We start from the raw sequence: 22,083 nt of genomic DNA on the forward strand, positions 1-22,083 counted from the left end.
TGCGTGATCCATCTCGTCGATGACAGGTACGCCCGTTCGCAGTCGCGCGGCGAACAACGCCGACAATGCGCTCGCCACGCCGTGCCACTGTGAGGATCGCCAGTCTATCTGCCTGGACTCAATGCGGCTTCAGCGGCGCTGATTCGAGGGATCACCTCTTGCGATGGCGGTAGATCGCTTAGCGCCGCCAACGTCGCGTCGATCGCCTCACGAATGGAGGCGACGTACCGATCGCCTCCGAGCGCCTTCTGCGCCTGCGGTTCGTTCAGCACCGCTTCGCCTGTGGGCCATAGACCAGCAATGATGGCCGCGTGAGGCGCGCGGCGCCGAAGTCGGCGGATCAGGTACCGCAAGTGCGCCGGCGCTCCAGCCAATTCCAGATAGGAGACGGCGATCACCTTGACGGCGGAGAGATCCAGCTGCGCGATCGTGTCACGCGAGACGGCTGCGTGGAGGACTGTACGCGAGTCCACACCTCGCTGGACCAACAGCTGTGCCAGCATCGCCGTCACGACATCGTCGAACGGGCCGCGACCTGCCACACACGCGACGAGCCCGGTGGACGTTCCCTGCAGGAGCTGCTCCGGTTTCGAGGTTCCCGTGTGTTTGGCATCGACATGCTCTGCGAGGTCTCCGATGACGGCGAGTATGGAGCGAGTCATTTCGGCGGCGCGCTGGCGGCTGATCGTCCCGCGTGCCTCGTCGGCCGCGGCGAGCTTCAGCCCCGGCACGACCACGCTGTCGTAGTAGTCGACAAGAGGCCGATCCGCGAGCATCTTCTCCGCCTGATCGAGCGCCTCGTCCGAATCGTCTGCGAGCGTGCGCTGGTAGAAACGGTTCACTTCTGACAGGGCCGGTCTGTCGCCGAGCAGTACGTCAAAGAACTCCAGCGACTTCACATGCCGCCCCATGACGACGAGGCAGAGCGTCAGAGGCGTGGAGAGGATGAGGCCGACCGGGCCCCAAATCCACGTCCAAAAAACGGCGGCGACAATCACGGACATGGGAGACAGTCCAGTGGAGTGGCCGTAGAGCAGTGGCTCGACCACATACCCCGTGAGGGGTTCGATGATCACGAACAACAGCGCCACGTAGATGGTGGTCCACCAACTCGGGTCAACGGCTGCCGCCAGCGTCAGCGGGGCAACCGCCGCCAGCAGTGGCCCGACGTATGGAGCGAATCGGAGCAGACCTGCCAGCACGCCCCAGAGCACTGCGAACGGTACACCGATCAGCCAGAGTCCCACGCCGATCACCACACCGAAGCAGGCATTCACCGCCAGTTGGGACACGAAGTATCGGCTGAGGCGTTTACCAGCATCGTCCATCGCGATTGTCGTCCGATGCAGATCCCTGGAGCCAACGAGGCGTATGAACCTGTCGCGCAGGTCCTCGCGCTGCATCAGAATGAACACCGCAACGATCAGCACAATGGCCGTGGTTTCGAGCGGTCCGAGGAGCGGCTCGATGACGGCCCGAGCCACCGCGAGCACCGAGGAGTTCCGCGCGGCAAGTTCGACGACGAGCGGTTGTTGCTGCGTGCCGCCAGGAAGAGCCGGCGGTCCGGTGTTGTTCCGTCGCGGACGGACAGCGGGAACGATCGGCGGAGTGGTGGCAGTCCTGCCTCGGTTCAGGATTCGCGTGATGGATTCGAGGCGTGTGGTAGCGACAGCCTGGATACTCTCCAGCTTGTTCTGGACGGCCTCGACATAGTGCGGGACATCGGCCGCCAACGTCGTGGCCTGACTCCCGAGCAGCGTGCCAATCAAACCGATGGCCCCCAACGCGACAAGCACACTCAGCGCGACGGCGGGCGCCCGCCACAATCCGATCCGCCGAAGAAGATCGACCAGCGGAGAGAGGACGAAGGACAGGAGGACGGCCAACGTCATCGGGATGAGGACGTCTTGCGCGACGTAGAGCGCCGCAACGACGACCGCCCCCACGACGACCGCGACCAGAGTCCTGAGCTCCGGCGAAGACGCGGCGGGAACGCTGGGCGGCGACGCGAGCGCCTGCAGCTCCGGAATCCGGTCGTCCCCATGATCGTCGTAGCCCGCCAGTTGCTCTTGTTCCGTCATAAGCATGAATGTCCTGCAACGCTCAGGCCGCCGACAGCGCACTGAAGGCACGCGACGTGTTTGATGGAGAGTTCAGGCGGTTCAACGAGCAGCCGAGCGTCCGAACGGCCTCGACCTGTCCCACGCCAAGCGGGTTCACGTACCCCTCGAGGAGCATCTCCACCCCGAGGGGCAGGAGTGGGAGTGCTGCGGTCATGGCCATGCCCTGATTCGCGCGGTCCACTCGGAGATGGACCGTTCACGGTCTGCGGGTCCGAGGCTGGCGTCTGTGGGCGCCAATTCAATCGCGCGCTGCAGCGAACGGCGCGCGCGCTCCCGATCGCCCGCGGCGAGGTACGCGTCGGCCAGGCTGTCCTGCGCATTGGCAAGTCCGGGATGCGCCCAGGCGACGAGCTCGAGAACGGCGATGGCCTCGCGGACTTGGTGCTTCCCAAGCAGCGCGTATCCGAACGAGTTGAAGCGCGCTGCGTCGACACAGCCGGCCGGGGCATCGTCTGCGCAGGCGGCGCGGAACCTCGCCTTGACTCGCTCGAGACCCTCGGTCGTCAAGAGACGACTCGTCTCCTCGGGCGACGGCGGCAGCGGCGACGCGACGAGTGCTGCCCAGCGCACCGACTCGTGCTTACGCGCCAAGGCCTCGAAGCGCCCCCTCGCCAACGGGTCCGCCTTCAATGTCTCGAAGAGCAGCGCGAGAATCAGCCGGGCGGTGGTTTCGTGTCCGTCACGTCCGGTCCGGCGATCCCAGCGCGTGCCCGCGTACTTCGGGTCGATGGGTGTCAGGAACCGGTCGGCCACCATGGCGAACGACGTGAAATCGCTGTGGTGCATGGCGCCGATGGCCACGAGATCCCGTCGAGCGTATTTCATTGCGCGTACGGACGCCATGTCGAGCCGCGCCTCTTGTTCTCCCTCGGCCCGCCGAATGTCCAGGACGGCTGCCCGCATCCGTGTCGGGTCGTACCCGAAGCCCGTGGTCAGCAGGCTCCCAGCCCCCTCGAATCCGTAGGTGCCATCGAGGCCGATGGCCGCCCGCGTGTTGCCGTGGCGGGCCGCAAAGATCATCGCGGCGACCGCGCCGAGGCTGTGGCCCACGACCGCCACCCGCGTGCCGCGGGCCAGGCCCAGCTGACGCACCACGGTCGACGCAAATTCCAGGTCGCGCACGGTCGCCTCGAGGTCAATCGCCGACCGTGATTGCGTCACCTGCGCGTCGCCCGCGCCGACCAGCGAGACGCTGGCCACCGCGAATCCATGCGACGCGAGGAACTCGGCCAGCACGATATTCGAGATGACCGATGCGTTGAGGCCGCCCGCGTAGAGGACGAGCGGCGCGTCGCCTCCGGAGGGAGGCGCACCAGCGCACGAGTGCAGCGGCGAGGAGAGCAGTTCACTGAAGCGCTCGGCCGGGACCGCCGAGTGTGCGTCTTCACGGTTCCTCAGGCGCATCGCGCTCGCGAAGTCGGTGAGCGGCGGCGGAACGACCACGTCGACGTCGACGGCCCCACCGAACGACATTCCCGCACAGGGGCCGGTCGCCTGGGCTGGATACCACACGCTGACCTGCACCGGCCGGCCGTTCGAATCCGGAACGAACACGCCTGCCGCGTCGTAGGTCCTCGCCCACGTCCTTTCGGGGTCGAACCGGAAGACGGTGGTAAAACCAACGCGCTCGGGACCTGGCTGAAGCGCGCCCCACAATGGCGGTACCTGGGCGAAGCTGCTGGGCGCCAGCGAGAGCGCAGCGCAGATGGCGACCACGACGTGACGAACACGCGTCTGCTTCAACTGGCCCCCTGGTAGGTCGCTGACCGGCACCTACCGTTGACTCATCGCCGGCCCCAGTGGGTTCCGTCGGCCAGACTGTGGGTCAGTGTAGTGTGATCTCCGGCCGCCCCCTTGTGGGCATCGGCATCAGACGTGCTGCCTGCGAGTCGGTGGGTACCACATGACTCGGGGCGGATTCGGCATTCGCTACACCTGCACCGAAATCGATTAATCGAAGAGGACTGGCAATGCCTGACCAATCGACGCCCGACACGCAAGATGCAGGTCAGCCCTTGAGCGCCGCTGGAAAGGGTCATACCGGCGAGCCTGAAGCCAGGGAAGAGCGCACTGCGGACCCAAGGAATCCCGCGTCCAAGCCCCAGGACACGCAACGGGGCCAGCAGAAGAACATGGAGTCGGAAAGACAGCCTGTTCAGCTGCCCGACCATGCTGGCGACCTGAGTGCCAGCACCGACGGCACAGCGGCGCGTGAGCGCGAGGCAAAGCTCGCCATGGAACGGTTCGGGCTTCTGAAAAGTAAGCTGCGCACTGGTGGAGGCTTCACGCGGGCAGTCCCGCCGGGAGACCACAAGTGACCGGCCTCTTGACGCCCCCAAACTGACCCAGTACTGTCGAGCGGGGCATCGTCCGTCCACATGCTGGAGCGCCCTAGATCAGATCCTCACGTCACTTCACCCTCAGCGAAGCAGCGGCGCAGTACCTGGGCATGAGCCGGGCGTGGGTCAAGAAGGCGCGCACGGCGAGGTTCAGATTGGCGATTGATCCTCCACCAGCATGGAACAATGCGAATGTCGTGACCAGAAGGCGTTCGTCGCGTTGAGCGCCTGACACGAGAGTGCAGTGACATGCCTGACAACAATGACAAGAAACCATGCACGGCGATCGGCTGCCGCGGAACGATGCGTTATTACGAAGACGTCCTTCCTGAACGATATGGACGCAATGAGCCCACCGCTACGCACCACGACGGCGAACTCGTGTTGCAGCCGCCCCGCCATCCTGGCTGGGTGTGCGATCAGGATCCTCGACATGTACAGCCGGACTGATGCGTTGTCAGCGTTCTGTGGACGGCTGCGGGCGACACGCGGTCGGCATGTGAATCATCCTCCGCTACTCGCCATCCCGGTCGCCGCCTTGAGGCAATAACCTTAGGGGTTCGACTCCAACGAGCTCCTCCGCATCTTCGAGGGCTTCAGGATCCTCACGTACGAGGAAGTGGAGGGCGCCTACGACTGGGCTCCCGGCAAGCCCGTCCGAATGGTGTGTCTGATGCGCCACAGTTCGTGAAGGCTGGGCGCCAGGCGGGTCGTGTATCGCCGCCGTGATCTTGAGGACTGGTGCACGCCCACGTCAGCACGCAACACAAAACAACGAGGCAACCAGAGGTTCGGTCTCCGTCCCCGCACCCCTAATGCACCCCCGAACCCGCCCAGGCCGTTCATGCCGGGGCGGGCCAGGAGCATTAAATTGTTTAGATTGAGCGACTTACATGGTGCGCCCGGAGGGATTCGAACCCCCGACCTGCGGCTTCGAAGGCCGACGCTCTATCCAACTGAGCTACAGGCGCACATGAAAGGCGCCATCGTAGCACGCGCGAACGGGGCTCGGCGAAAGTGGTCAGTATGTCGAGCGCCGCGAGTCGCCCGACCGTACCGTCGCATGCTCGGTCTCGCCGGTCATCCGGTTCCACGCATCACGCACCGCGTCCTTCACGTTCTCCCACGTGCTCTTACCGCGGTATGCGTATGTGTCCCAGTCACGCGACAGATCGGACTCCACGTCCTCCCAACCCCGACCCTTGTACCGGTTCGCCGATTCGTAGCCGTAGCGATAGCCGCCACGGAGCTCGTCGTACGCGCGGCCCGTGGCGTATGGCCGCGTGCTGTAGGTGTTCCGCCAGTAACTGTCGTGATCGTCCCAAAGATCAGCCATGGTGTTCACTCTCCTTGCCTGCAGGTTCCTGCAAGGATCGATCTCGCACCACGGAAGGGCTGCGATCACCGCTGCGCTGCGGTGGATCCCGTCAGCACCAGAAGGCCTGGAACGATGAACACCAGCGCGAAGCCGTCACGGGTGACCAACCACGCCCACAACCCGAAGCCCGTGTAGGCGAAGCCGATGATCGTCGTCGCGCGCATGTGCGGCGCATGACCGCGCATGACCTGCACGAACGATACGACCGCAATCAATCCGAACACGGCTATGGCCATGCCGCCGAAGTACCAGCCCACCGACAGGCCGAGAATGGTGTCTGCCGACACGTGGGACTGCAGCAAGACCTGACGTTGGGCCGGCCATCCCAGCACGGTGTGCGGAATGCTGCTCAACAGCATGAGCACTGAACCGATGAGGCCGGTGATGACGCGCACCCGAGCTGGCATGGGCGGGATTGTACGCTCGGCACTGACGTCAGCAGTTTGCGCACGCGCCAGGGTGCGTGCAGCTCCACACAGACGCGATCGTCAACGTGCGGCAGTGCTGGTGACGATCGGCGCGCGCTTGTCGGGATAGCGGGGCGTCTTCACCGTCGGCACCGGCGCTTCGCGGATGCGCTGCTCGAGGTAGGCCACGGCGGCCGCCAGTTGCGCATCCTCGCCGCGGAACGTCGCCGCTGGGAGGTTCTCCACGACGACGTCAGGATCGACGCCATGTCCCTCGATCATCCACTCGCCCTGGGCGCTGAAGACGCCGGTATCGGGCACCGTCGCGGTGCCGCGATCGACGAGGGCGCCGCCGACCGATCCCCAGATCTCCCCACCCCATGTGCGCGTGCCAATCACGACACCAAGCCCGAGGCGACGCACCCCTTCGGCAAACGCCTCGCCGTCCGACGCCGTTTCCTGATCCACCAGCACCGCGATGTGCCCGCGGTAGGCGGAGGGCATGTTCGGCGTCGGGTGTCCTGTGCGCGGCTGCCAGTAGAACCAGGCCTGCCGCAGCAGTCGGCTGAGCAGCCAGCTGTCGATGTTGCCGCCGGTGTTGCGACGCAGGTCGATGATCAGGCCCTGCCGGCCCTGCACCGGGTAGAAGGCGCGCTGCCACTCCGCCATGTCTGCGGCGTTCATCGCCCGCAGGTGCAGGTAGCCGATCGTGCCGGCCGCCGCCTCGTCGACGCGGCGGCGGCGCTCGATTTCCCAGGAGCGGTATCGGAGTTCCGCGGCGCGGCGGGACGAGATCGGCCGCACCACCACGTCGCGCACCGTGCCTGAGTCCCCAGCGACGACGCGCAGGCGGACGTCCTTGTCCAGGGCATCGCGCAGCAGCAGCTGGATGTGATCCGGAACCAGACTGCTTACGCCGTCCACCGCGGTGATGACGTCCCCCTCGCGCACGTCGGCATGTGGTGCAGCCAGCGGGCTGCGCTCGCCGGGCAGATCGGGATCGCCGATGAACACGCGCGTGACGCGATAACCGCCGCGATGCTCGTCGCGCACGAGCGTGGCGCCCAGGGATCCGAGCAAGGCCTCGTCGCCTTTGGCAACGTCACCGCCGTGCACGTACATGTGCAGCGCCGAGAGTTCGCCCACCATCTGCGCGACGAGATCGCCGAGCTCGGCGCGGTCGGTGACACGCGCGATCAGGGGCTCGTATCGCGCCCGCATCGCCACCCAGTCGACGCCGTGCATGCCGCGGTCGTAGAACCCGTCACGCTGCTGCCGCCAGGCATCGACGAAGATCTGTCGCCACTCGTCACGTGGCTGTACCGTGAGCGTCCAGTCACCGAACACGACCTTCGTGCGCGAGACGTCGTGTGGCATCGTGCCGTCGGCTGGCAGTACCAGCAGGTCGTCGCCGCGTACCAGCAACAGGGTCGAGCCGTCGAGCGACACCTCGTAGCGATCGACGCTGCCGGCCAGCGTCTCCAGCCCACGCGAGTCGCCGATCGGCATCATGCGCAACGCCTTCCGCCCCGGAGCGCTGGCGTCCCACGAGAGGAAGTACAGCCGCTGGCCATCCGTGTCGAGGCTCGAGTAGTTGCCGGGGACGAGCGGCACGTCGCTGACGCGGGCGGCCAGACCGTCGAAGTCGATGGCCCCGGGGCCTGGCACCGCAATGCCGTCAGCGCCCGCACCGATGTCCAGCGGATCGCGCGCGGGTGTGGTGCGTTCGTCCTTGGTCGCGAAGCGCGATCGGGCGCCGTGCTTGAGTGCCAGCTGATAGACACGGGTCTGCCGATCGAAGAACGGCTCCGGCTGTCGCGCGCCCCACGGCGAGGCCACGAGGCTGTCGAACGTGCGGTCGGAGAGGAAGTAGAGCCATGCGCCGTCTGGACTCCACGTCGGGCTGTAGCTGTCGAAGCGGTCGGTGGTGACTGGCCGCGCCTTGCCGTCCCTGACGCCGTACAACCAGATGCGGGCGAGCGCATTGGCGCCCGTCTGCACGTACGCGAGCCACTGGCCGTCAGCCGACCAGCGAAGATCGCGAAAGGCCGTCGTCTCGCTGGTCGCGACGATCCTGCCCTCGCCAGTGACGACGTCGTGCACCCAGAGACGCTGGTCCTGATCCTGGTGGGCCACAAAGCGGCCGTCCGGCGACGGCACGCCATCCCGGCGGGTCACGGTGGCGCCCGTCGACACGGCAATCGGCGGCCGGCTCGCGTCTGCAGGGAACGTCCAGAACTCGAATTCACCGGTGCGATCGGCCAGCGCCACGAGCGTGTGTCCGTCGGAAAGGAAGCGCGCGTCGCGGTAGCGCACGCCTGGCTCTCGTGCGGCAAGCGACACAGGCCCCTTCTTCACCGGTGCGACGAAGACCTGCCCCCGTGCCGTCAGGGCCAGGCGATCGCCCGTGGGCGACAGGTGCGCCGACGAGATCCACTCTGCGGGGGCAGGCACCCCGCGCTCCTTGCCTTGCGTCAGCATGGACGTCAGACGGATCGGCACCAGTACGTCCTCGCCATTGGTCACGTCCAGCACACGGAGGTCCGCCGCAAGCTGATAGACGATGCGCCCGCCGCGCAGCGATGCGCCCTGGACGTCGAAGTCGACGTGGTGCGTGTGCTGCCTGAGGTCCCGGCCATCCGGGAGCATCGACCACACGTTCATCGTGCCGTCGCGATCGCTCTGGAAGTAGATGCGGCCACGCCACGGCATCGGCGACCGGCTCGTGCCGGCGAAGTTCGCCGTCAGCGGCTCGGCCTCTGTCGCGCCTGGGCGGAACCGCCAGATCGACTGCGCGCCGCCACCCTGGTATCGCTTCGTGAAGCTGCCCTGGAATGCGAAGCGCGTCACGTACAGCACACCCTCGTCGTCGTACCGACCGTCGCTGGCCAGCGACAGCGGCAGCACCGTCGTGTCGCGCGTCACCGGGTCGACACGCGCCAGGTGCACGCCCGGCAGATCGCCATGCCGGCGTGTGGTGTAGAGCACCGCGCCGTCGGTCGTCCAGCCGACGACGATGGCGCCGTCGATCTCGTATGTCAGGCGCACGGGCAGGGCGCCGTCGATGAGGCGCTGGACGTAGACCTCGGTGGGGCCGTCGAACGTCGCCGAGAACGCCACCTGCGTGCCGTCGGGCGACACCGCCGCGTGACTCTCCTCACCGGCCTTCGTCGTCAGGCGCGTCGCTTCGCCACCACGGATGCCCACGCGCCAGAGATCGCCCGCGGCCGTGAAGACGATGCCGTTGTCCGAGAGTGTGGGGTACCGGAAGTAACCGGGTCCTGAACCCGGCTCGTCCGCGCGGACATCACCTGCAAGCAGGGTGGACCAAACGGCGAGGAAGCAGAGGCTGGTGCGAAACATGACGCCTGCGCATCAGGACATTGCAAGGTCGGACACAGCGATCTCTCGCATGAGCTTGTCGGATGATCATGCCTCAGCTTTGGAGCTCTGCCAATAGGCAAGTTTTCGTGTTTCCCTCAGCAAAGCTGGCGACTGGCGGGAAGTGACGCAACGACGGCGCCTCGACGCGGCCAGGCAACAGGCCTGACGGGCGCCAGGAACGAGAGGCGGTCCGCCGACGCACGTGTCGCCGGAACGGCACCTCCTATCGGGTGATGGTTCCGCAACCGCCCATGGTCTAGCTGTACAGCCTGTGGTTCATGACGGACTCTTAGGCCCGGGATGGCAGGGTCATCACAAGGCAGGACTGTCGCGTGGCTGGGCGTGCTCGTCGCATCCTGCATCGTGGCTTCGGGGGAGGTTCACGGGCAGGAGGCGTCGGGCACGCTTGTCGATTCGTCGACAGACCGTCTCGAGGTGTCCCAGCCATCCCGTGAGCGGGTCAGGCCTGACGACACGCGGTTCTGGCAGGCCGCCGACACACACGGGGGCGTCATGGCGGCGGTCTCCGACTCGGTCCGGCTCCTGTCGCTGCAGCACGCGTTTCGCGTGAGCCTGTCGTCGAAGACGCGCGGCGAACTCGGCGGACCGTTCCTCAAGGACTACGGAAGTTCGGTCCGCATGCCGCACACGTGGGGCGACGGCGACGGCTGGGTCATCAACTACCTCGGGCATCCCTCGCAGGGCGCAACCTCGGGTTGGGTGTGGCTGCAGAACGAGGCTGGCGCCGAGCGGCAGACGCTCGGGCGATCTCGGCGGTACTGGACCAGTCGCGGGCGCGCGCTCGCCTGGAGCGCCGTCTACAGCACGCAGTTCGAGATCGGGCCGTACAGCGAGGCATCGATCGGCAACGTCGGCCTGCGGCCGGAGACCACGGGCTGGACCGATTACGTGATGACGCCGGTCGGCGGGTTGGCGATGATCGTCGCCGAGGACGCCATCGACCAGCACCTCGTCAGGTGGCTGGAGCGGCACACGAACAACGAGCCGTTGCGCGCGATCTATCGCTCGTTCATGACGCCCAACCGCGCCATGGCCAACGTCGCCGGCGGCCGCTGGCCGTGGCATCGCACGACCCGCGATCTGGGGGAGCGCTGGCCGCGAAAGTCCGCCACGCTATCGCAGGGCAAAGGCGACGACAGCATCCGAAATAGTCCGTGAGAACTTGCCGCCGCCCCCGGCGGCAATCGCCACGTACTGACGTCCACTCTTCGCGCCGCGATAGACGACCGGGGCCGCGTGCCCGCTGGCCGGCAGGTCCGCGCGCCACACTTCCTGTCCCGTCGCAAGGTCGAACGCGCGGATGCGGCTGTCGGTCGCACCGCCGATGAATACCAGCCCGCCGGCGGTCACGACGGGGCCGCCGAGATTCAGCGACCCCGTTCCGGTGATCCCCTGCGCTTCGAGCACCGGGACGTTGCCGAGCGGCACCTGCCACGCGATCTTGCCGGTCCGCAGGTCAATCGCATTGAGGCGGCCCCACGGCGGAGCCTGACAGGGTAGCTGCTGACTGTCCCAGAACCGGCCGTAGGCGCCGAGGCTGCCGCCGCCGCCGCGCACGTAGGGGAGTGGGCTCCCCTCTGGCGCTGACACCATCTGCCCGATCGCGCCGACCTCGTTGGTGTTCACGATCAGCAGCGACGATGCCGGATCAACGGCACCGCCGGACCACGTGGCGCCGCCCATCGTGCCTGGAAACAGCAGCGTCAGCGTCAGCCCCGGCGGTGTGTACAGGCCGCCGCTCGTGACACGCGCGAACAGCCGCTCGCATTCCTCGCGCGACTGCGCAGTCACCTGGTTCAACTCGCCCTTGGTCACGGGTTGCGTGCGCACGAGCGGTGCGGGCGCGATCGGGAACGGCTGCGTCGGCGACGTCTCCTCGCCCGGCACCTCGCTGCGCGGCACGGCGCGTTCCTCGAGGCCGAACACCGGCAGCCCGGTGACTCGCTCGAACACGAACACGAGGCCTGTCTTGGTGAGCTGGATGACGACCGGCACGACGCTGCCATTGCGTGGGATGTCGGCCAGGATCGGCTGTGACGGCGGGTCGTAATCCCAGACGTCGTGGTGCACGAGTTGCTGGTGCCAGCGACGCGTGCCGGTGGCCGCATCGAGCGCGACGAGCGAATTCGCGAAGAGGTTGCGCCCCTTGCGATCGCCGCCGTAGAAGTCGTAGGACGCCGAGCCGATCGGCAGGAACACGAGACCGCGCTCGTGATCCACCGTCATCGAGGACCACACGTTGGCGCCCGTGCGCCGCTGCCACCCGTCGCGTGGCCAGGTCTCGTGGCCGTACTCGCCGGGGCGCGGCACCGTGTGGAAGCGCCAGACTTCCCTGCCCGTACGCACGTCGAAGGCGCGGATGTCGCCCGCGGGCCCGCGCGGCACTTCTTCGGGCACCAGGGCACCGGTGATGACCAGGTCGCGGAAGATGGCCGGCGCGGACGTCACCGAATAGTCTTCGCCTTCACGCGCGTCGACACCCGCGCGCAGATCGATGGCGCCGGCAGTACCGAACTCGTGCCGAGGACGCCCGGTGGCCGCGTCGACCGCGATCAGCCGGCCGTCACATGTGCCGGAGAAGATCGTGCGCGTGGTCGCGCGTTCGTGATCGACCGCTGGCCAGATCGACGCCCCGCGATGCGCGTCGTAGCATCGCTTGCCCTTGCGCGCGTGCGGGTCGTGGCGCCACTGCTCCTTGCCGGTCTCGGCGTCGATCGCGATGACGATGCTCGAGGGGGTGGTGACGTAGAGCGATCCGTGCGAGACGATGGGCCGCGTCTGCACGCCGGGCACGCTGCCCTTCGGCTGCGGTCCCTGTCCGCCGCTGAAGTCGCCGGTGTGGAACGTCCACGCCGGTGCGAGGGCGGTGACGTTGCTCCGCGTCACGTCTGCGAGCGGCGAATAACGGGCGCTCTCGTGCGCCGCGGGTGGCGCCTGCGAGGAGACGGTCACGGTCACCGCCGCGACGGACGCGGCGGCGACAAAGGAGTGCAAGAGGATGGCGCGCACGAGAGGTATGTATCACGGTCCGGGGCCTGCCGGCTTGTGCCAGGCCCCGGACCGCGGGACGACCGTCGAACGCGGAACGCCGAACGCTGAACATGCCAGCGTCGAGCAAGCTCGACGCCTACACCCGGCGGGTTCACGTCCTGTCTTATTTCCTGTGGTGTAGCCCTGTTTCCTGTGGTGTGGCCGTCGACCTTCCACCTTCGCCAAGGCTACGGCGGACAAGTCAGGGCGACGGACAGATGCGGCGTTGCGTAGCGTCGGGATGTCCGAGCCCGACGCAACTCCGCTCCCAGCCAACGACGGGTGGCCGTCGAAGGTCCAGGGCCGAAGGCCGAAACACCGTTCGGGTCCTGGCATGGTCGTCGCATCATGGACAGCATGAGCATCACGCGACAAGTGGCCCAGTACGGGAGCGCGAGACTGGCGCGGCGTCTCTCCCGGTCGATTCCCGTGCTCGGTGCAGTGATCGCCGTCTTCGCGTTGCGCGCCGCCATCCGTCGCAAGGGCTTTGCACGCGGCGTGGCCGACACCGCCCTCGATGCCACGCCCGTCGTCGGCGCTGCGAAGAACATCTACGAGATGGCGCGCGGCGACATCATTCCCGATCGCGCGCCACGTCCTCGCCGGACGTAGGAGGCGAGCGTCGAAAGGTGAGCGTCGAGCAAGCTCGACGCCCACATCCGTCGGTGTAGCCGTCGGCGTTGGTCGACGGACAAACCCCGCTGCAGATGCGGCGGGGGGTAGCGTCGGGCTGCCCCAGCCCGACGTTCCTTGAGCCATCGTTACGCCTCCAGCCGACGGAAAGACGCCGCCGATCGTGATGGCCGGGGCGTGCTGCAGATCCGCTTCGCTAGGCGAACGGCGAGCGCGGCTCCGATGGTGCGGGCGACATCACCCGTGACGAATCGGCGGAGTGGTGCTCGCCAGCTGGCATTGGGTCGCTTGCGGTCGACACGAAGTCGTCCAGGCGCGACCGGCGCCAATCCTGCGCCTGCTCGGTGAGCCGGCGCGCGTTACGACGGGCAGTGCCGGCGACGCTGTCGTAGGCCTGCCGAAGCTGGCGACCGGCCTGCTGCCCTCGCTCGGCGAGCTGGTTCCGGGTGTAGGTGCCCTGGCGTGGGGCGAACAACAGCGCGAGGCCGCCGCCGAGAGCGGCGCCGGCAATGAGGCCGACCACCCAGGCCGGCGTCGAGTGGCCGGAGTTGTCCTCGGTGTCTGCGTAGCGGTAGTCGTAGTGGCTGGTCATGGCTCGTCACTCCCTGAGGTGATGCGGGCAGCCCGACGCGGCGGCGAGCTGTCCACACGATTCGAGACAGTCCTGGCTGGAGCAATCTCGTTGCCAGCGTCCCCGGCTGGCGATTGCACGATCGTGTCGACACAAAGTGGCCAGAAACCGCGGCCGTGCGGGTCGAGGCCCGTGCAGGCATGGACGGGCGGTGTGTCGAGGCTTCCCATGTGTCCGCGCAGGAGACACTCGGTCGTGGGCGCCTGCGAGCCTGAGTCGGTTGGCGGGGTGTGCCGGCTGTGGTATCTTTCGGGGTCGCGTCTCGCCGCCTGGCGAGCGCAGAGTGGGCCGGTAGCTCAATTGGCAGAGCAGCAGACTCTTAATCTGCGGGTTGAAGGTTCGATTCCTTCCCGGCTCACCACCCTCATGTCGTTCGGGTGATTCGCCCGGAATTCATCAGCCACTTGTGAAGGCGCGTGCCAGCGTCTCCACAATGTCTTCACGGGGCGCCTCGCAAATGCGGGACGCATTCGAGGAGTCCAATCGCCGCATCGAGCACCGCGGAAACAGTTGGCGAGTGCATGCGCATTTTTGACGCATGCGGACGACCGGAACCTTCCTCACGCTCGGGGGCGCGGCTCCGTTGCGGGAGTTCAACGAAGTCTCTGCAGTTCCGCTCCAGAAATGAGCCGCCCGCCCAGAACGACGGCCACCACGCGGCGCGTGTTGGCGATGTCTGCCAACGGGTCCGCCTCGAGCAGGACCAAGTTGGCCATCTTGCCCGTTTCAGCCGTGCCTTCGTCAGCAAGGCGCCCGGTGAATTCAGCGGCATTCCGGGTTGACGCCTGCAGCGCCTCCAGAGGCGTCATGCCGGCGCGCACCAACGCTACCAACTCGTCGTGGAGGGGAGGTGCTCCGCTCACGTTGGACAGATCGCTTCCGGCCAGCACCCTGACTCCAGCCTTTCGCATGTCGGCAAACATCTCGGCCGCCTTCGTCGCTGCGCTGTCGGTGGCCGCGGCGTCGTCGGGGTCGAGCTGAGCACGGCGCGAATCCCAGACGCTGCGGAGCGCGCCAAACGTTGGGACCTGCCACGTACCGTTCTTCTTGAACGCGCTGAACAACGCGGCTGCCTTGCGCCGGTCGTAGGTCTGCACGAGTCTGGTCAGGAATCCTGAACGGTACAGTGTCTCGTCCGGAGATGGCCCGCCGGCAAGAGCGCTGGAGAGTGCGTCCCGAACCTCAGACGTCAACTCCGCTTCGGCCGAGGAACAGCCGATCAGCACGTTTCGGAAGCCAGCGCTGCCAAAGTGCTCGATGCTTCGCTGCCCAGCCTGTGTGGCTTCGAGGGCCGACACCGACACTGGCAGGTGCCCGGCAAACGGCAAAGCGAGGCGCTTCGCCTCGCTGGCGACCCCGAAGTAAGCGTCGCGGGTGAGCGTGTCCCCGACCTTGATGAAATCGACACCCTTTGCCTGCAAGTCATCAACAACGTGCTTTGCGTCGGCGTCCGTCACCGTTCGAACGAGCGGTGGCGTTCTGAACGGCAATGGACGCTGCAAGATTGGCCCGGCTGCCACAATCTCAGGACCCAGCAAGGCTCCGGCGGCGCTGTCGCGTCGAAGACGAAGAATGTCGTCGACGGGCGACGCCATATCCCGTACGCCAGTGATGCCGTATGCGACCAGTCGCGGCAGGACCTTCGTGCCTTCGTCGTACCCACCGATGTGGACGTGCATATCCCACATACCGGGGATCAAGTACTTGCCGCGCCCGTCGACAATGGTGGCCCCCGTCGGTATCCGTTCCCGGCCGCTTCGAGCGATTGCAGTAATGCGATGGCCTTCCACGATGACGGTCACGACTCGCGGCCTCGCCTCCGTGCCAGCGATGAGCGTCACATTCGTGACCGCAATCGCTGTCGATTGGGCTGCGACGACGTCGGCGCACGCCATCGCCAGAGATACGACGATCAGCAGTCGCGCCAACCGAGGCGCGACTGCTTTGCGCACACCAGCTGCTGGCTTCACAGTGCCATTGACGAGATCAACTGAGCGAACGTTCTGGCGGGAGAAGGTGCGTGGGATTCGAACCTGGGCGTGGATGCCCCGTAAACCTACCGATAGGTTTATACTGCTCGGGTGACCTGGGCCGAGGTGATCCGCAAGCTGAAGGCTGCTGGGTTCGCCGAGGTCAGGTCCGGCAAAGGCAGCCATCGGCTGCTGCAGAACCCCGTCACCGGCAAGGAAGTGTGGGTGGCGGTGCACACGAAGAAGGATGCCGGGCGACTCGGCGCGCGCATCCTGCGCGAGGCGGGTGTTCAATGACCATGCTCTATCCCATCGTGCTCGAGACCGAGGAGGATGGCGCCGTCAGCGCGTACGTACCCGGGCTCCCCGTCTACGCGGCCGCCGACACGCACGCCAAGGCCGAACGTGCGATCCGTGCGGTGCTCCAGGCGTACCTCGCGCAGCACCCGTCCAGCAGGCCAGAGGCACGTGTACGAGTGGCTCGCTTCTCGAACGCCGGCACTGGCAGCGTAGAGATCGTCGGGGTGGCCGCGCTGGTGGGTGCCAAGCGCACCCCCGCCAAGGCGCGGGCATCGCGCGCGAATGGTCGACTCGGGGGACGGCCGCGAAAACTCGTCGGCGCAAGCGCCGGTCGCAAGAAGGCCTAACTGCTACACGGCGACCTGTGTCACGTGTGGTACGCACGGGCCGTCGACGTGACGCGCATGTGCTCGGTTTCACTCGAGAGTCTCTACATCACGCCCAGGCGACGCCCAGGAGAGATCGGGCGCTCTCTGCTGCATCGTCTAGGCAGGCCTCGCACATGGCCGTGTGAGGGTGATACGTTGAGCGGACCTTCATGACGAAGCTGGCTGAGCGCATCACCGTCGACCCTGCCCAGTGCGGCGGGCGCCCGTGCGTACGGGGATTGCGAATGCGGGTCATCGACGTGCTCGATCTGCTGGCCTCCGGCTTGAGTGCCGCCCAGGTCATCGAGGAGTTGCCCGACCTCGAGTTCGAGGACGTCACCGCTTGCCTCCGGTTCGCCAGCCGCCGGCTGGCCCATCCGGTTACCGCAGTGTGACGTGGCGTTCTACGGAGCAGCCGTTGGTTCTCCAGGGCTCGCCCGGTCGGCCGCATCTTCCATAGCTTGTGCTGCAAGGATCACTGCTCGAAGACGCTGGGCTTGTTCAGCAGTTGCGCAAGGCGCGGCAGGTCTCGTGGCGGCCCATCAAGCGCAGCCTTGAACTCCGCCCAGTCCCTCGCTCCGATCTCGAACCGTGTGCGATCCGGCAGCGATTCGGCGACGTGCTCGGGTGCACGGTGCGACGCCGTAGTGGGGCTTGGCGATGCCTTTTTGTCCATGTCACGCTCGCTCCGCAAGTCACGACGAGTAGTCACGCTACGTCCCTTCGCCAAGGATGGCGAGGTACTGACGGTACCCGAATACGCGCCCACGCCGGCGGCCCGTCACCTCCTCGACCATCCCGAGGCTCATCAGGTCAGCGAGCGTCGCGTTGACCGTCGGCTCGGAGAGTCCGCTCGCCGCGACGAGTTGCGCCGTCGTGCTGAACGGATGCCGCTGCAACCCGGCGTGTACGCGCAGCGCCGAGCCCGCGCGGTCGCTCTCGGCCGTGATTCGCGCGCGGTCCTCCTCGAACAGTTGCACAATCCGGGTCGCCGCCGTGAATGCCTGCCTGGCCGTCTGCTCGACCCCAAGCAGGAAGAAAGCGAGCCATTCCCGCCAGGCCCCACGTTCGCGCACGTCCTGCAGCAGGCGGTAGTACTCGGCGCGATGCGTCTTCAGGTAGAGGCTCAGATACAGCAGCGGCGAGGTGAGCCCCCCGTGCACGCACAGGTACAGCGTGACCAGGAGGCGGCCCATGCGTCCATTGCCGTCCAGGAACGGATGAATGGTCTCGAACTGCACGTGCAGCAGGCCGGCCTTGACCAGCGGTGGCAGCCCCGACGCGTCCTCATGGATGAAGGCTTCGAGGTCTCCGAGGCAGCGGTCGAGTTCGGTCACCGGCGGCGGCACGAACTGCGCGTCCCCGGGCCGCGTGCCGCCGAGCCAGTTCTGACTGCGTCGGAACTCGCCAGGATCGAGCGCACTGCCACGTGCCCCCTGAAGCAATCGCGCGTGCATCTCCCGTATGAGCCGCAGTGAGAGCGGCAGTGCGGGGAGGCGATCCAGCCCGTACATCATCGCTTCGACGTAGTTGGACACCTCGCGAACGTCGTTGAATGGGGTGCCCGCCTGGGCATCGGTCTCGAAGCGCAACAGGTCGGCGAGCGTCGACTGCGTGCCCTCGATCTGCGAGGACAGCACCGCCTCCTTGCGCGCATACATGTAGAGGAAGAGATCCTGGCTCGGCAGCAGTAGGGTGATGCCGTCCAGCCGCCCAAGGGCACGCTCAGCTCCCGTCAGCGGGCCGAGCAGGCTGGCCAGGTCGAGGCTGGATGGGGAGGGCGGCAGCGCGTCAGGGACGAACGCCCGCACCTTTCCACCCGCGACGGACGTGGTGACGAAGCGACCTGACGGTCGAGGAGGCACGGCTGATCGTCCAACGACTCCGTTAATTAAGTAAGAAACATTTTTTTAATTAGAGAGCAGACCAAGGCAAGCGCCTTTATTACGGCCAGCCGTCAGTTCGTCCACAATGTCTCCACAAATCGGGACGACTTGGGACGATCGCGGTCCATTCCTGTCGACTCAAGTCGATTCGCCAACTCACTTGCTATCAAGGGTTTCGTGCCAGAACCCCAACGCCGTCAACCAGTTGCGCGAAGTGGCCGGATCCGGTTCGATTCCTTCCCGGCTCAATTCCCCTCGCTGAAGCTCGGGGAATTTTCGCCGGGCAGGCATCAGCCGCTCCGCTCCGGCCTTCGGACTCGCGTTGCGGTCGAATCCTTCCCCTTCAGCCAGTTCGCTCTCTGCCTCGTCTCGCGCTCGATTTCCTCTTCAGCGATCCCAGTTTCGCCGCCGGCTGGTGGAACGACCCTCCTGTAGCAGACTCTGCAGTCTGTGCCGTGCGTGGTTGCCACGCGCCATTGGGCCGCCTTCTTCAACATCACGCTCAGGACGGTGAGCACGTTGTTCACCGGGCGAGGCTTCCGGTGCCGCAGCTTGTATTTCAGCTGCTGCACGTCCTCGTGGTAATGGCGTCAAGGCGCTTGTCGCCGAGCATCGGAAGCAGGTGATTCTTCAGCACCAGTTCCTTGTGCGCGATGCCGCTTGGCTTGATTCGCGCGCGCATGGCCGTCCATGAAGCGCGGCGCGAACTGTTCGAGGGTCGGGACCTCCTTTCGGCGAAGACTGGGGCCGCGGGTCAGGAGCTCACGCTCCCGCCCTTCGCCCCACCGTTGCGCGGCGGTCTTCGACGTGATGTCGAGCCGCTTCCGTTCACGATGACGTCGACCATCCTGTGATCGCCACTGGATGTCGACCTCGAAGCCCCCACGACGGTAGGGGCGTACTGTCACGCTCATCACTGTGCTCCGTTCAGTGACGACGTGGGGTTCTGGCCCATCCAGTCTAGCAACGTGGCGCGGTCGAACAGGAGACGGCGGCCGATGCGGCGGACACCGGGCAGTTGTCCGCGCTCCTGCATCTTGTAGACGGCGGCGCGCGACGTGCGGACCACTCATCGTCCGCGGTCATGAGCGGGACGGGCTCCGGCGTCTCAAGGCGGCCGCCTGCTGCGGCGACGGACGAACGTGAAGTGGTGGGAGGTGGGTCGAGTGGCGAACGCCATGGCGACCTCTGCTCTGCCCGGATCGAACGGGCCTGAACGAGTGGTCACGTCCGGCTGACTGGCGCCCTGTGCGGCAGGGCCTGGGAGGACGGTGGCGACGGCGACTCGTTCCGTCACCTGGCGGTGCGGGTGTTGCCGCACGCCGTGGGTCGCGCTGCGCGTACAGCGGCGCCCACTTCAATGAACTCGCGAATGGCGGGGATGGCCGCGCGCGACGTGCGGAGTGCGCGGCGTCAACACGCCCGGCAGATCTAATTGTCGCCGCGCAGCGGAGCACGCGCGCGACATCGTCTGGAGTCATGAGCGGAACAGGCTCGGCGGTCTCGCCGCGTGCATCCGTTGCGGCGGCTGGCGGGTGTGCGAAGTGGCGGGGGGTGGGTCGAGTGGCGAACGCCATGGCGACCTCTGCTCTGCCCGGCTGAACGGGCATGAAGGAGTGGTCACGTCCGGCTGGCTGGCGCACTGTGCGGCAGGGCCTTGGGAGGACGGCGGCAACAGCGAGTCGTTCCGTTCCCTGGCGCTGCGGTTGCTCCGCACTCGGTGGCTCCCGCTGCAGGTACAACGAGGCCTACTTCGATGAACTCGCCAATCGCGACGAACCTTACATCTGTTGGTGGCACCGTCGATGCCACGAATTGGTCTCACTCGCGGACACTGCTCTGAATCCATTCTGTCAGGCCGGTGCAGCACGTATTGGCAAGGACACTGGCGAGTCGCTGGCCTTGTCAAGGCCGCAGCCCCGCGGTGACGCGGGGGCGACGCGCGAGCGTCGCGCCTTGACGAGGCCGACGCGAGCCGTACGCTCGGCTCGTACTGCACCGGCAGCGCTTCCAGCGGCAGCATCGACATCCTGCGCGCGCCGGACGACGATACCCATCATGTTCGGAACGAGGCGACTGGCATGGAGGGGCGTGAACGACCCCGCCGGGGCGGGGTGCGGGACCGGGTCCCGCGCCCTGGAAGGGGGTCGTTCACGCCCCGACTTCTCCTCTGTGTCGTGGCTCGGTGCCTCGGGATCGGCGGCACAGAGCGCCGCCTTCCTGAGCGGCATTGTCCGCAACCCGTTGCGCCCTGGGGCGTTTGCGGCCGCGCCCGCGGCGCTCGACTTCGTGCTAGCAGCAGTCATTGGCGCGGGGCCATCACGTCGCCGGGGGGCCAACAGACCCGCGGGGCGTTAGCTCCCCCGGTGGCTCCCCTGGCCCGCGACATCAGCGTTCCATCATGCCGTGCCGACCAGGGTAGAGAGATGCAGGTAGGGATGCGCCAGCACCTCGCATTCGATGCGCGCCGTGCCGCGCTCGATCGCGTCCGCGAGTATCGGAGAGACAGCGCTGTCGATGACGTAGTCGCCCAGCATGCACCACGAGTGATTAAGCGCCCGGTACCTGGGAGACGAGAAGGCTCGCGATGCCCTGGCCCACCGCTCTGCGTCTGCTGCCGGCCGGGCCTGGCCCCCTGCCTTTCGCGCCCGGCACCACCACCGGAACACGTCGGCCATGGCCGGCGCCAGTCGTCTACCGAGTTCGAGATGAAGTGCGCTGAGGTAGGCCTCACGAGCCTTGAACAGGTGCGGCGGCAGCAGCACGCGCACCGTCCAGCGACGGATGGTACGCAGCAGGTCGGCGTGCCGTTGCAGGAACGCGTGCAGGTCCACCGTTGAGGGCTTCGTCGCGAGGCACAGGAACGTGTACGCCTCGCCGGCCTCGACGACTCCGATGGGCTGTCGGTCTGGGAAGTAGCGCACCGTGACGTGCGGCGGTGTGCCGAACCGGAGTTGCGGCAGCCACTCAATGGTGAGCGACGTACCGAGCGCGCGCATGAAGTGGTCCCACTTGTCGCGCTCGGTCGCCAGCCATGGAACCGACGGCTGGTCCAGGACCGCGTCCAGGAGCATCATTCCATGGCGCGTCCCGCCGGCAGCGGCTTGCGAAAGCGGCTGTGCGGCTCGCCTATCGCGGTATACAGCCGCCGATGGTGGATGTGGTACAGGCGTGCCCGCGCATGCATGGCTGCGTACGGCATGGCGATGCGGCGCTCGACCAGCCGCGCGAAGAACTCGCGGGCGTTGTGACCGTGCGCGATGCCGGCAAAAGCACAGTACTGCCGCACCATGCAGACGCCGGCGTGCAGCATCACGGTGACCAGGAATGCGGCTCGGCGCTCCGTGAAGCCCTCGCCCTTGAGCGCCTCGACGCGTCCCTCGAAGGTGAAGGGAGCGCCGCTTGACTGGGCACGGCGGAGGCCTGCGCGGGGACTGGCACGAGGACCTGGCTGGCCGGCGGGCTCAGCCGGTGCGGACGGGGACCCTGCGCAACGCGAACTGGTACTCAGTGGCTCAAGCTGCGACGGAACAGATCCTTCGTGGTGCTGCCGCACGGCGGTCCTCCCCGGCAAGGCGACGTGTCCTGCACATTCGTCCTGCACGAAGTAGAA

The 22,083-nt window shown here is 66.8% G+C and carries 20 protein-coding genes and 2 tRNA genes; 6 read left to right on the forward strand and 16 right to left on the reverse strand.

The genetic code is table 11. The features are described 5' to 3' along the window. Positions 1-104: 104 nt before the first annotated feature. The 7 genes from LuPra_RS25710 to LuPra_RS25745 form a co-directional block, all read right to left on the reverse strand. A complete protein-coding gene (locus tag LuPra_RS25710; protein WP_234800553.1) occupies positions 105-2,087 on the reverse strand; it encodes an AI-2E family transporter in 1,983 nt (660 codons plus the stop codon). 16 nt (positions 2,088-2,103) lie between these two features. Beyond that, positions 2,104-2,277 carry a hypothetical protein gene (locus LuPra_RS25715; protein ID WP_157899684.1) on the reverse strand — a complete coding sequence of 58 codons (174 nt, stop codon included), beginning with the start codon at positions 2,275-2,277 and terminating at the stop codon, positions 2,104-2,106. Beyond that, positions 2,274-3,896, reverse strand: a complete 1,623-nt coding sequence (locus tag LuPra_RS25720; protein WP_110173411.1) for an alpha/beta fold hydrolase — start codon at positions 3,894-3,896, stop codon at positions 2,274-2,276. The genes LuPra_RS25715 and LuPra_RS25720 overlap by 4 nt, the downstream gene beginning before the upstream one ends. 1,460 nt (positions 3,897-5,356) lie before the next feature. Next, a tRNA-Arg gene (locus LuPra_RS25730) sits at positions 5,357-5,433 on the reverse strand. Positions 5,434-5,483: 50 nt separating this feature from the next. After that, the gene (locus tag LuPra_RS25735; RefSeq protein WP_110173413.1) at positions 5,484-5,798 is read right to left on the reverse strand and encodes a hypothetical protein; all 315 of its coding nucleotides are present in this window, start codon (positions 5,796-5,798) and stop codon (positions 5,484-5,486) included. A 65-nt stretch (positions 5,799-5,863) separates the two neighbouring features. Continuing rightward, the gene (locus LuPra_RS25740) at positions 5,864-6,247 is read right to left on the reverse strand and encodes a hypothetical protein (protein WP_157899685.1); all 384 of its coding nucleotides are present in this window, start codon (positions 6,245-6,247) and stop codon (positions 5,864-5,866) included. Positions 6,248-6,328: 81 nt separating this feature from the next. Next, entirely contained in the window at positions 6,329-9,610 is a 3,282-nt protein-coding gene (locus LuPra_RS25745; protein ID WP_110173415.1) for a S41 family peptidase, read from the reverse strand. 456 nt (positions 9,611-10,066) lie between these two features. On the opposite strand from LuPra_RS25745, the gene LuPra_RS25750 reads away from it, so the two are divergent. Beyond that, complete coding sequence (locus LuPra_RS25750; RefSeq protein WP_157899686.1) at positions 10,067-10,810, forward strand: hypothetical protein; 744 nt, start codon at positions 10,067-10,069, stop codon at positions 10,808-10,810. Here LuPra_RS25750 and LuPra_RS25755 read toward each other — a convergent pair. Further along, positions 10,766-12,661: a pyrroloquinoline quinone-dependent dehydrogenase gene (locus LuPra_RS25755; RefSeq protein WP_110173417.1), complete on the reverse strand. Its 1,896-nt coding sequence runs from the start codon at positions 12,659-12,661 to the stop codon at positions 10,766-10,768. The two genes, LuPra_RS25750 and LuPra_RS25755, sit on opposite strands and share 45 nt — an antisense overlap. 378 nt (positions 12,662-13,039) lie before the next feature. Between LuPra_RS25755 and LuPra_RS25760 the strand changes: the two genes are divergently transcribed. Next, on the forward strand, positions 13,040-13,294 hold the full coding sequence (locus LuPra_RS25760) for a hypothetical protein (protein ID WP_157899687.1): 255 nt from the start codon (positions 13,040-13,042) through the stop codon (positions 13,292-13,294). Between the two features lie 217 nt (positions 13,295-13,511). On the opposite strand, the gene LuPra_RS25765 is transcribed toward LuPra_RS25760, so the two are convergent. Continuing rightward, the gene (locus LuPra_RS25765; RefSeq protein ID WP_110173419.1) at positions 13,512-13,907 is read right to left on the reverse strand and encodes a YtxH domain-containing protein; all 396 of its coding nucleotides are present in this window, start codon (positions 13,905-13,907) and stop codon (positions 13,512-13,514) included. 324 nt (positions 13,908-14,231) lie between these two features. On the opposite strand from LuPra_RS25765, the gene LuPra_RS25770 reads away from it, so the two are divergent. Then, positions 14,232-14,307 (forward strand) — tRNA-Lys (locus LuPra_RS25770). A 232-nt stretch (positions 14,308-14,539) separates the two neighbouring features. Here LuPra_RS25770 and LuPra_RS25775 read toward each other — a convergent pair. After that, a complete protein-coding gene (locus LuPra_RS25775) occupies positions 14,540-15,748 on the reverse strand; it encodes an amidohydrolase family protein (protein WP_157899688.1) in 1,209 nt (402 codons plus the stop codon). Between the two features lie 279 nt (positions 15,749-16,027). On the opposite strand from LuPra_RS25775, the gene LuPra_RS25780 reads away from it, so the two are divergent. The 3 genes from LuPra_RS25780 to LuPra_RS25790 all read left to right on the forward strand — a co-directional run bounded on the left by LuPra_RS25780 (position 16,028) and on the right by LuPra_RS25790 (position 16,979). After that, on the forward strand, positions 16,028-16,213 hold the full coding sequence (locus LuPra_RS25780; protein ID WP_110173421.1) for a type II toxin-antitoxin system HicA family toxin: 186 nt from the start codon (positions 16,028-16,030) through the stop codon (positions 16,211-16,213). After that, positions 16,210-16,563: a type II toxin-antitoxin system HicB family antitoxin gene (locus tag LuPra_RS25785; RefSeq protein ID WP_157899689.1), complete on the forward strand. Its 354-nt coding sequence runs from the start codon at positions 16,210-16,212 to the stop codon at positions 16,561-16,563. Before LuPra_RS25780 ends, LuPra_RS25785 begins: the two co-directional genes overlap by 4 nt. Before the next feature lie 191 nt (positions 16,564-16,754). Next, positions 16,755-16,979, forward strand: coding sequence for a DUF433 domain-containing protein (locus LuPra_RS25790; protein ID WP_110173423.1), 225 nt, complete (start codon positions 16,755-16,757; stop codon positions 16,977-16,979). An 80-nt stretch (positions 16,980-17,059) separates the two neighbouring features. Here LuPra_RS25790 and LuPra_RS25795 read toward each other — a convergent pair whose 3' ends face one another. The 6 genes from LuPra_RS25795 to LuPra_RS25825 form a co-directional block, all read right to left on the reverse strand. Then, positions 17,060-17,260 carry a type II toxin -antitoxin system TacA 1-like antitoxin gene (locus LuPra_RS25795; RefSeq protein ID WP_110173424.1) on the reverse strand — a complete coding sequence of 67 codons (201 nt, stop codon included), beginning with the start codon at positions 17,258-17,260 and terminating at the stop codon, positions 17,060-17,062. Between the two features lie 37 nt (positions 17,261-17,297). Continuing rightward, positions 17,298-18,449: a Fic family protein gene (locus LuPra_RS25800; protein WP_110173425.1), complete on the reverse strand. Its 1,152-nt coding sequence runs from the start codon at positions 18,447-18,449 to the stop codon at positions 17,298-17,300. Positions 18,450-19,029: 580 nt separating this feature from the next. Continuing rightward, positions 19,030-19,152, reverse strand: a complete 123-nt coding sequence (locus tag LuPra_RS25810; RefSeq protein WP_110173427.1) for a tyrosine-type recombinase/integrase — start codon at positions 19,150-19,152, stop codon at positions 19,030-19,032. Between the two features lie 231 nt (positions 19,153-19,383). Then, positions 19,384-19,539 carry a helix-turn-helix domain-containing protein gene (locus tag LuPra_RS25815; protein WP_110173428.1) on the reverse strand — a complete coding sequence of 52 codons (156 nt, stop codon included), beginning with the start codon at positions 19,537-19,539 and terminating at the stop codon, positions 19,384-19,386. 1,330 nt (positions 19,540-20,869) lie between these two features. Then, entirely contained in the window at positions 20,870-21,547 is a 678-nt protein-coding gene (locus LuPra_RS25820) for a hypothetical protein (protein WP_157899690.1), read from the reverse strand. Then, entirely contained in the window at positions 21,544-21,786 is a 243-nt protein-coding gene (locus LuPra_RS25825; protein ID WP_157899691.1) for a hypothetical protein, read from the reverse strand. Before LuPra_RS25825 ends, LuPra_RS25820 begins: the two co-directional genes overlap by 4 nt. Positions 21,787-22,083: the final 297 nt, after the last annotated feature.

This window comes from Luteitalea pratensis, from assembly GCF_001618865.1.
Taxonomy (GTDB): Bacteria; Acidobacteriota; Vicinamibacteria; order Vicinamibacterales; family Vicinamibacteraceae; genus Luteitalea; species Luteitalea pratensis.